Annotated in this window: 1 protein-coding gene; it reads left to right on the top strand. The window is 72.7% G+C overall.

Going from position 1 to position 7815, the window contains the following annotated elements; translation table 11 throughout:
- On the top strand, positions 1 to 7695 hold a 7695-nt coding region (locus tag ACFXB5_RS32500; protein ID WP_385214572.1), incomplete at its 5' end, for a type I polyketide synthase.
- Positions 7696 to 7815: the final 120 nt, after the last annotated feature.

Genomic DNA, 7815 nt, shown 5'->3' with positions numbered 1-7815 from the left:
TGGCGTTCGGTGGGTGTCGAGCCGGATGCCGTGATGGGCCACAGCCAGGGTGAGATCGCCGCGGCCTGCGTGGCGGGTGCGCTGTCGCTGGAGGATGCCGCGAAGGTGGTGGCGTTGCGGTCGCAGGCGATCGCGGTGGGTCTTGCGGGTCGTGGTGGCATGGTGTCGGTCGGTCTGTCGGCGGACGCGGCCAAGGAGCGTATCGCCGCCTGGGACGGCGCGATTTCGGTGGCGGCGGTCAACGGTCCCGGCTCGGTCGTGGTGTCGGGTGACCCGGGTGCGCTGGATGAGATGGTCGCTCAGCTGGAGGGCGAGGAGGTCCGGGTCCGCCGGGTTCCGGTGGACTACGCCTCGCACTCCGCCCACGTGGAGGCGATTCACGAGGAGCTGCTGAAGGTTCTGGCGGATATCGCGCCGCGTTCGTCGGAGGTGCCGTTCTACTCGACGGTGACCGGTGAGCTGGTGGACACCGCCGGCCTGGACGCCGAGTACTGGTACCGCAACCTGCGGCAGACCGTCGAGCTGGAGGCCACCACCCGCACCCTCCTCGGCAAGGGACACGCCACCTTCATCGAGGTGAGCCCGCATCCCGTGCTCACCCTTCCCGTTCAGCAGACCGTCGAGGCCGCAGAGGCGCAGGCCGTGGTCGTGGGCACGCTGCGGCGTGACGAGGGTGGCCTGGAGCGGTTCCTGACCTCAGCCGCCGAGGTGTTCGCGCGTGGCAAGAAGGTCGACTGGCTCACCACACTGGAGGGCCGTGGCGCCCGCCGTGTCGAGCTGCCGACCTACGCCTTCCAGCGCGAGCGCTACTGGCTGGATGGCTTCGGCCTGCCGCCCGGTGGAAGCGTGGTCGATGGCACCGGCTCCGTCGACGCGCGGTTCTGGGACGTGGTGGAGCGCCAGGACCTGGAGTCGCTGGCGGGGACACTGGCGGTTGACAGTGAGGCGCCGCTGAGCGCGGTGCTGCCCGCCCTCTCCGCGTACCACCGCAACAACCGCGACCAGTCCACGATCGACGGCTGGCGCTATCGGGTGTCGTGGAAGCCGTTCTCCGACGCCCCCGACGGCTCGCTGTCGGGGACGTGGCTGGTGGTGGTTCCGGCGTCCCGCGCCGAGGACGAGCTGGTCTCGGGTGTTGTCGCCGGGCTCGAGCGGCATGGCGCGGGCGTGGTCCCGGTCACGGTGGACGAGCGGGACCTCGACGCGGACACGCTCGCGGAGCGGCTGCGCGAGGCGGCCGCGGAGACCCCCGAGCTGGGCGGTGTGCTGTCGCTGCTCGCCCTGGACGAGGAGCCCTGCCCGGGCTACTCGGCGCTGTCGGGCGGCTATGCGCTGACCCTGGTGCTGATGCGGGCCATGGCGCAGGCCGAGATTCCGGCCCGGTTGTGGTGCGGTACGCGCGGCGCCGTGTCGGTGGGCCGTTCGGACCGGCTCACCAGCCCGGCGCAGGCGATGATCTGGGCGCTGGGCCGGGTGGCCGGTCTTGAGCTGGCGCCGCTGTGGGGCGGTCTGGTCGATCTGCCCGAGTCGCTGGACGGGCGCGGTGCGGAGCGGCTGGCCGGTGTGCTGTCCGTCGAGGGCGGCGAGGATCAGGTCGCGGTCCGCGGTTCCGGTGTCTTCGTACGCCGTCTGGTGCGGTCCGCGCCGGGCGTCGGCGAGGAGACGTCGTGGCGGGCGCGCGGCACGGTGCTGGTCACCGGTGGCACGGGCGGACTCGGCGGCCAGGTGGCCCGCTGGCTGGTCCGCAGCGGTGCCGAGCACCTGGTGCTGACCAGCCGTCGCGGTCTGGAGGCCGAAGGCGCCGCCGAGTTGAAGGCGGAGCTGGAGGGCATGGGCGCCGAGGTGACGGTGGCCGCGTGCGACGCGGCGGACCGCGACGCTCTGGCCGCCGTCCTGGACGCCGTGCCGGAGCATCAGCCGCTCACCGGAGTGGTGCACGCGGCGGGTGTCACGATCGCGGCCTCCCTGCTGGAGACGGAGCTCGCGGACGCGGCGAGGGTGGTATCGGGCAAGGTCGCGGGCGCCGTCAACCTGGATGAGCTGCTCGGCGACCGTGAGCTCGACGCGTTCGTGGTCTTCTCGTCCATCTCCGGTATCTGGGGCGGCGGCAACCAGGGCGTCTACGGCTCCGGAAACGCCTTCCTGGACGCGCTGGTGGAGCAGCGCCGTGCGAGGGGCCTCGCGGGCACCGCCGTCTCCTGGGGCCCGTGGGCCGAGGGCGGCATGGCGACCCGGGACGACGCGGGGGAGCAGCTGGCGCGGCGCGGACTGCCCGCGATGGCGCCCGAGTTGGCGATCGCCGCTCTGGAGCGCGCGGTGGCCGGTGACGACGGTGTGGTGACGGTCGTGGACGTGGACTGGGAGCGGTTCGCGCCCTCGTTCACCGCGGTCCGCCCCAGCCCGTTGCTGAGCGACCTCGACGAGGTCCGGGCGCTGGAGACCAAGGGCGACGGTGGCGAGAGCGCCGACGCCGCCGGGGCGCAGCTGCGCGAGCGGCTGAACCCCCTCACCGAGGGCGAGCGGGACCGGGCGCTGCTCGATCTGGTGCGCAAGCACGCCGCCGCCGTGCTCGGTTACGCCGCCGCGGAGATGATCGAGCCGAACCGGGCCTTCCGCGATCTGGGCTTCGACTCGCTGACCGCGGTGGACCTGCGCAACCGGCTGGCCGCCGAGACCGGTCTCAGCCTGCCCGCCACGCTGGTCTTCGACTACCCCAGCGCCGGCACGCTCGCGGCGCATCTGCGCACCGAGGTGCTGGGCGCCTCGTCCCCGGCGCTCGCCACCGGGACCGGGGCCGTGGCCGGGTCCGGCGCGGACGACGAACCCATCGCGATCGTCTCCATGAGCTGCCGCTTCCCCGGTGGGGTGCGGAGCCCGGAGGACCTGTGGCAGCTGGTCGAGAGCGGCGGCGACGCCATCTCCTCCTTCCCGTCGGACCGCGGCTGGGACCTGTCGGGCATGTACGACCCGGATCCGGACCGGCCGGGCACCTTCTACGCCCGTGAAGGCGGATTCCTCTACGACGCGGGCGAGTTCGACCCCGGGTTCTTCGGGATCTCGCCGCGTGAGGCGCTGGCCACCGACCCGCAGCAGCGGCTGCTGCTGGAGACCTCGTGGGAGGCGTTCGAGCGGGCGGGCATCAACCCCGCGTCGGTGCGGGGCAGCCAGGTCGGTGTGTTCGTCGGCTTCTCGGGCTCCGGATACGGCACCAACCTGGAGACGGTGCCGGAGGACGTCGAGGGCCATCTGCTGACCGGCAACTCCGGCAGCGTGGTCTCCGGCCGTCTCTCCTACACCTACGGCCTGGAGGGCCCCGCCGTCACGGTGGACACGGCCTGCTCGTCGTCGTTGGTGGCCCTGCATCTGGCCTGTCAGTCGCTGCGTCAGGGCGAATGCTCCATGGCGCTGGTGGGTGGTGTGGCGGTTATGGCCACTCCGATGGCGTTCGTCGAGTTCAGTCGGCAGGGCGGGCTCGCCCCGGACGGCCGCTGCAAGCCGTTCTCGGCCGCGGCGGACGGTACGGGCTGGAGCGAGGGCGCCGATGTGCTGCTCGTGGAGCGGCTCTCGGACGCGCGGCGCAACGGCCACCAGGTACTGGGCATCGTGCGGGGCTCGGCCGTGAACCAGGACGGTGCGTCCAACGGTCTGACGGCGCCCAACGGCCCCTCGCAGCAGCGGGTGATCCGCCAGGCGCTGGCCAACGCCGGGGTGTCGGCCGCCGAGGTGGACGCGGTGGAGGCACACGGTACGGGTACGTCGCTGGGCGACCCCATCGAGGCGCAGGCGCTGCTCGCGACGTACGGTCAGGAGCGCCCCGAGGACCGCCCGCTGTGGCTGGGCGCGCTGAAGTCGAACATCGGGCACACCCAGGCCGCGTCCGGACTCGCCGGCGTCATCAAGATGATCATGGCGATGCGGCACGGTGTGCTGCCGAAGATGCTGCACGTGGACGAGCCGTCGCCGCAGGTGGATTGGTCGGCGGGCGAGGTGCGGCTGCTGACCGAGGCCACCGCGTGGCCGGAGACGGGTCAGCCGCGCCGGGTCGGTGTCTCCGCGTTCGGCGTCAGCGGCACCAATGCGCACGCCATCATCGAGCAGGCCCCGTCGGACGCGGAAGACGAGCGACCGGCCGGGGTGACGGCTCCCGACGACCGTGGCACGGCTCCCTGGACGCTCTCCGCCCGGAGCGCGGACGGGCTGCGCGCCCAGGCGCGGCGGCTGCGGGCGCATCTGACCGTACGGCCGGAACTGGGCCTGAGGGACGTGGGCTACTCCCTGGTCGCCAGCCGTTCGGTGTTCGAGCACCGTGCCGTGCTGACGGGGGCGGACCGCGCGGAGCTGCTGCGCGGGCTCGAGGCCGTCGCCACCGGCGAGGAGGCCCCCGGGGTCGTGCGCTCGGTCGCCACTCCGACGGGAATCACCGCCTTCCTGTTCTCGGGCCAGGGCGCGCAGCGCCTCGGCATGGGGCGGGAGTTGTACGAGGCGTTCCCGGTGTTCGCCCGTGCTCTGGACGAGGTGTGCGCCCACCTCGATGTGCTGCTCGACCGTCCGCTGAAGGACGTGATGTTCGCCGCGGAGGGCAGCGCGGACGCCGAACTGCTGGATCAGACGGCGTTCACCCAGCCCGCGCTGTTCGCGGTCGAGGTGGCGCTCTTCCGGCTGCTGTCCGCGTGGGGCGTGGCGCCGGATGTGGTGATCGGCCACTCCATCGGTGAGATCGCCGCCGCGCAGGTGGCCGGGGTGTTCTCGTTGGAGGACGCCTGCACGCTGGTGGCCGCCCGTGGCCGTCTGATGCAGGCGCTGCCCGAGGGCGGCGCGATGGTCGCCATCGAGGCCTCGGAGGAGGAGGTCGCTCCGTCGCTGGCCGGTCGTGAGGCCGAGGTGAGCATCGCGGCCGTCAACAGCCACGCCTCCGTGGTCATCGCCGGTGACGAGGGAGCGGCGCTGGAGATCGCCGGGCAGTGGGCGGAGCAGGGCCGTAAGACCCGCCGCCTCCGCGTCAGCCACGCCTTCCACTCGCCCCGCATGGACGCCATGCTGGGCGACTTCCGCAAGGTCGTCGAGGGCCTGTCGTTCGCCCCGCCGGCCATCGCCCTGGTGTCCAATGTGACGGGCAAGTCGGCGGGCGCCGACGAGGTGTGCTCGCCGGAGTACTGGGTGCGCCATGTGCGCGAGGCGGTGCGCTTCGCGGACGGGATGCGCTCCCTGGAGAACACGGGCGCGACCAGGTTCTTCGAAGTGGGTCCCGATGGTGTGCTCTCGGCGATGGCGCGGGAGTGCCTGACGGCGGACGAGGCTTCGGCTCCCGTCGTGGTGCCCGCGCTGCGCAAGGACCGCCCCGAGGCCCAGGCGCTGACGACGGCCCTGGCCGAACTCCACGTCCACGGCGTCACCGTGGACTGGGAGGCCCTGTTCGCCGGTGAGGACGTCCGGCGGGTCGAGCTGCCGACGTACGCGTTCCAGCGACAGCGCTACTGGCTGGACGCCCCCGAGAGCGACGCCTCCACCGCGTCCGCCGCCGCGGATGCGGTCGACGCCCGGTTCTGGGACGCGGTCGAGCGCGCGGACCTGGAGGCGCTGACCACCGCGCTGGACGTGGACGAGAACGCCTCGCTGACCGAGGTGCTCCCCGCCCTGTCGTCCTACCGCAAGGGTCATCGTGAGCGCTCGACGGTGGACGGCTGGCGCTATCAGATCGCGTGGACCCCGGTGTCCGAGCTCTCGGAGCGGGTGCTCACCGGCACCTGGATGGTCATGGTTCCGGCCTCGTACGCCGACGATGAGCTGGTCACCGCCGCGGTGGCCGTGCTGGAGCGGCAGGGCGCGGAGGTGGCGCGGATCGCTCTCGACGGCGCGGCGGACATCGACCGCGCGGCGGTCGCCGAGCGGCTCCGCACGGCGGCCGAGGGCGCGGCGGACGGGGCCGTCGGCGGGGTTCTCTCCCTGCTGGCCCTGGACGAGAGTCCCAGCCCCGGGCACGCGGTCGTGCCACAAGGGCTCGCGCTGAACCTCGTGGTGTTGCAGGCGCTGGTGGACGCCGGTGTCGAGGCCCCGCTGTGGGTGGCGACACGAGGCGCCGTGTCGGTGACCGGGTCGGACACCCTGCACAGCGCCGCCCAGGCGCAGATGTGGGGGCTGGGCCGGGTCGCCGGTCTGGAGCACCCGCGGCTCTGGGGCGGTCTGGTCGACCTCCCGGAGACATTCGACGAGCGGGCCGCGAACCGGCTGTCCGGTGTGCTGGGCGGCGGCGCGGGTGAGTTCGAGGACCAGGTGGCGGTGCGCACGTCCGGCGTGTTCACCCGGCGCCTGGTGCGGGCCTCGGCGCCGCAGGCCGTGGCCCGGCCGTGGAGCGCGCGCGGCTCGGTGCTGGTGACCGGCGGCACCGGGGGAGTGGGCAGCCAGGTGGCCCGGTGGCTGGCAGGCGCCGGCGCCGAGCACCTGGTGCTGACCAGCCGCCGTGGCCCGGAGGCCGACGGCGCGGCCGAACTGCGTGACGAGCTCACCGCGCTGGGCGCGGAGGTGACCATCGCGGCATGCGACACCGCCGACCGCGAGGCCCTGGCCGCCGTACTGGCCGCCATCCCGGAGCGGTATCCGCTGAACGCCGTCGTGCATGCGGCGGGTGTCCTGGACGACGGTGTCCTGGACTCGATGTCGGTGGAGCGGGTCGCGGGCGTGCTGCGTCCCAAGGTGGACGGGGCCCGCAATCTGCACGAGCTGACCGAGGGTCTCGACCTGTCCGCGTTCGTGCTGTTCTCCTCGCTCGCCGGAGCCATCGGCGGCGCCGGGCAGGGCAGTTACGCGGCGGCCAACGCCTACCTCGACGCCCTGGCGCAGCAGCGCCGGGCCCAGGGGCTGGTGGCCACCTCCGTGGCCTGGGGCCCGTGGGCCGAGGGCGGCATGGCGGTCGACGGGGCGCTGGAGGACCGGCTGCGGCGCGGCGGCATGGCCGCGATGACCCCGGAGCTGGCGGTCAAGGCCCTCCAGCAGGCCCTCGACCTGCAGGAGACGCACCTGGCCATCGCCGACCTCGACTGGGAGCGATTCGTACCCTCCTACGTCGCCGTTCGGGCCAGCCGGCTGCTGGACGAGGTGCCCGAGGCGCGGCGGATCCTGGAGGCCGCGATCGGCGGTGGTAACGCCGCGCAGTTCGAGACCGGTGGCTCGGAGCTGCGCGAGCGGCTCGCCGGAATGTCCGAGGCGGAGCAGGAACGAGCCCTGCTCGACCTGGTCACCACCCAGGTGGCGATGGTGCTGGGCTTCCCGTCGGTGGAGTCGGTCGAGTCCCAGCGGGCCTTCCGGGAGCTCGGCTTCGACTCGCTGACCGCCGTCGAACTGCGCAACCGGCTCGACGCGGCGACGGGCCTGCGCCTGCCCGCCACGATCGTCTTCGACCACCCGACGCCCGTGGCGCTCGCCCGCCGACTGCGTACCGACGTCGTCGAGGACGGGATCTCAGCGGCCGCACCGATCCTCGGCGAGCTGGACCGGATCGAAGCGGCGATGGCCACGATCTCCGCCGACGACGTGGACCGGCCGAGGATCACGACGCGCCTGCAGACGCTCCTTCTGAAGTGGGGAGAGGCTGAGCAGGATTCCAGCAACTCGGGCAAGAAGGCGGTTTCGGACAAGATTCAGTCGGCGACGTCGGACGAGATGTTCGACTTCATCGACAAGGAGCTCGGGATCTCCTGAGCTGGCGCGGTCGGTTCCCGAGGGTCGTTGCTTACTACTTACACGGGTGTCAGAAAAATTAACAACGATAAACGTGTCGACGATAGAACTCGGGTGTCCGCGGATATCCCACACAAACAC

This window comes from Streptomyces sp. NPDC059455 (assembly GCF_042750115.1).
GTDB classification, from domain to species: domain Bacteria; phylum Actinomycetota; class Actinomycetes; order Streptomycetales; family Streptomycetaceae; genus Streptomyces; species Streptomyces endocoffeicus.
The sequence above is the reverse complement of the archived record's forward strand: the minus strand, read 5'-3'. Positions and strand labels throughout refer to the sequence as shown.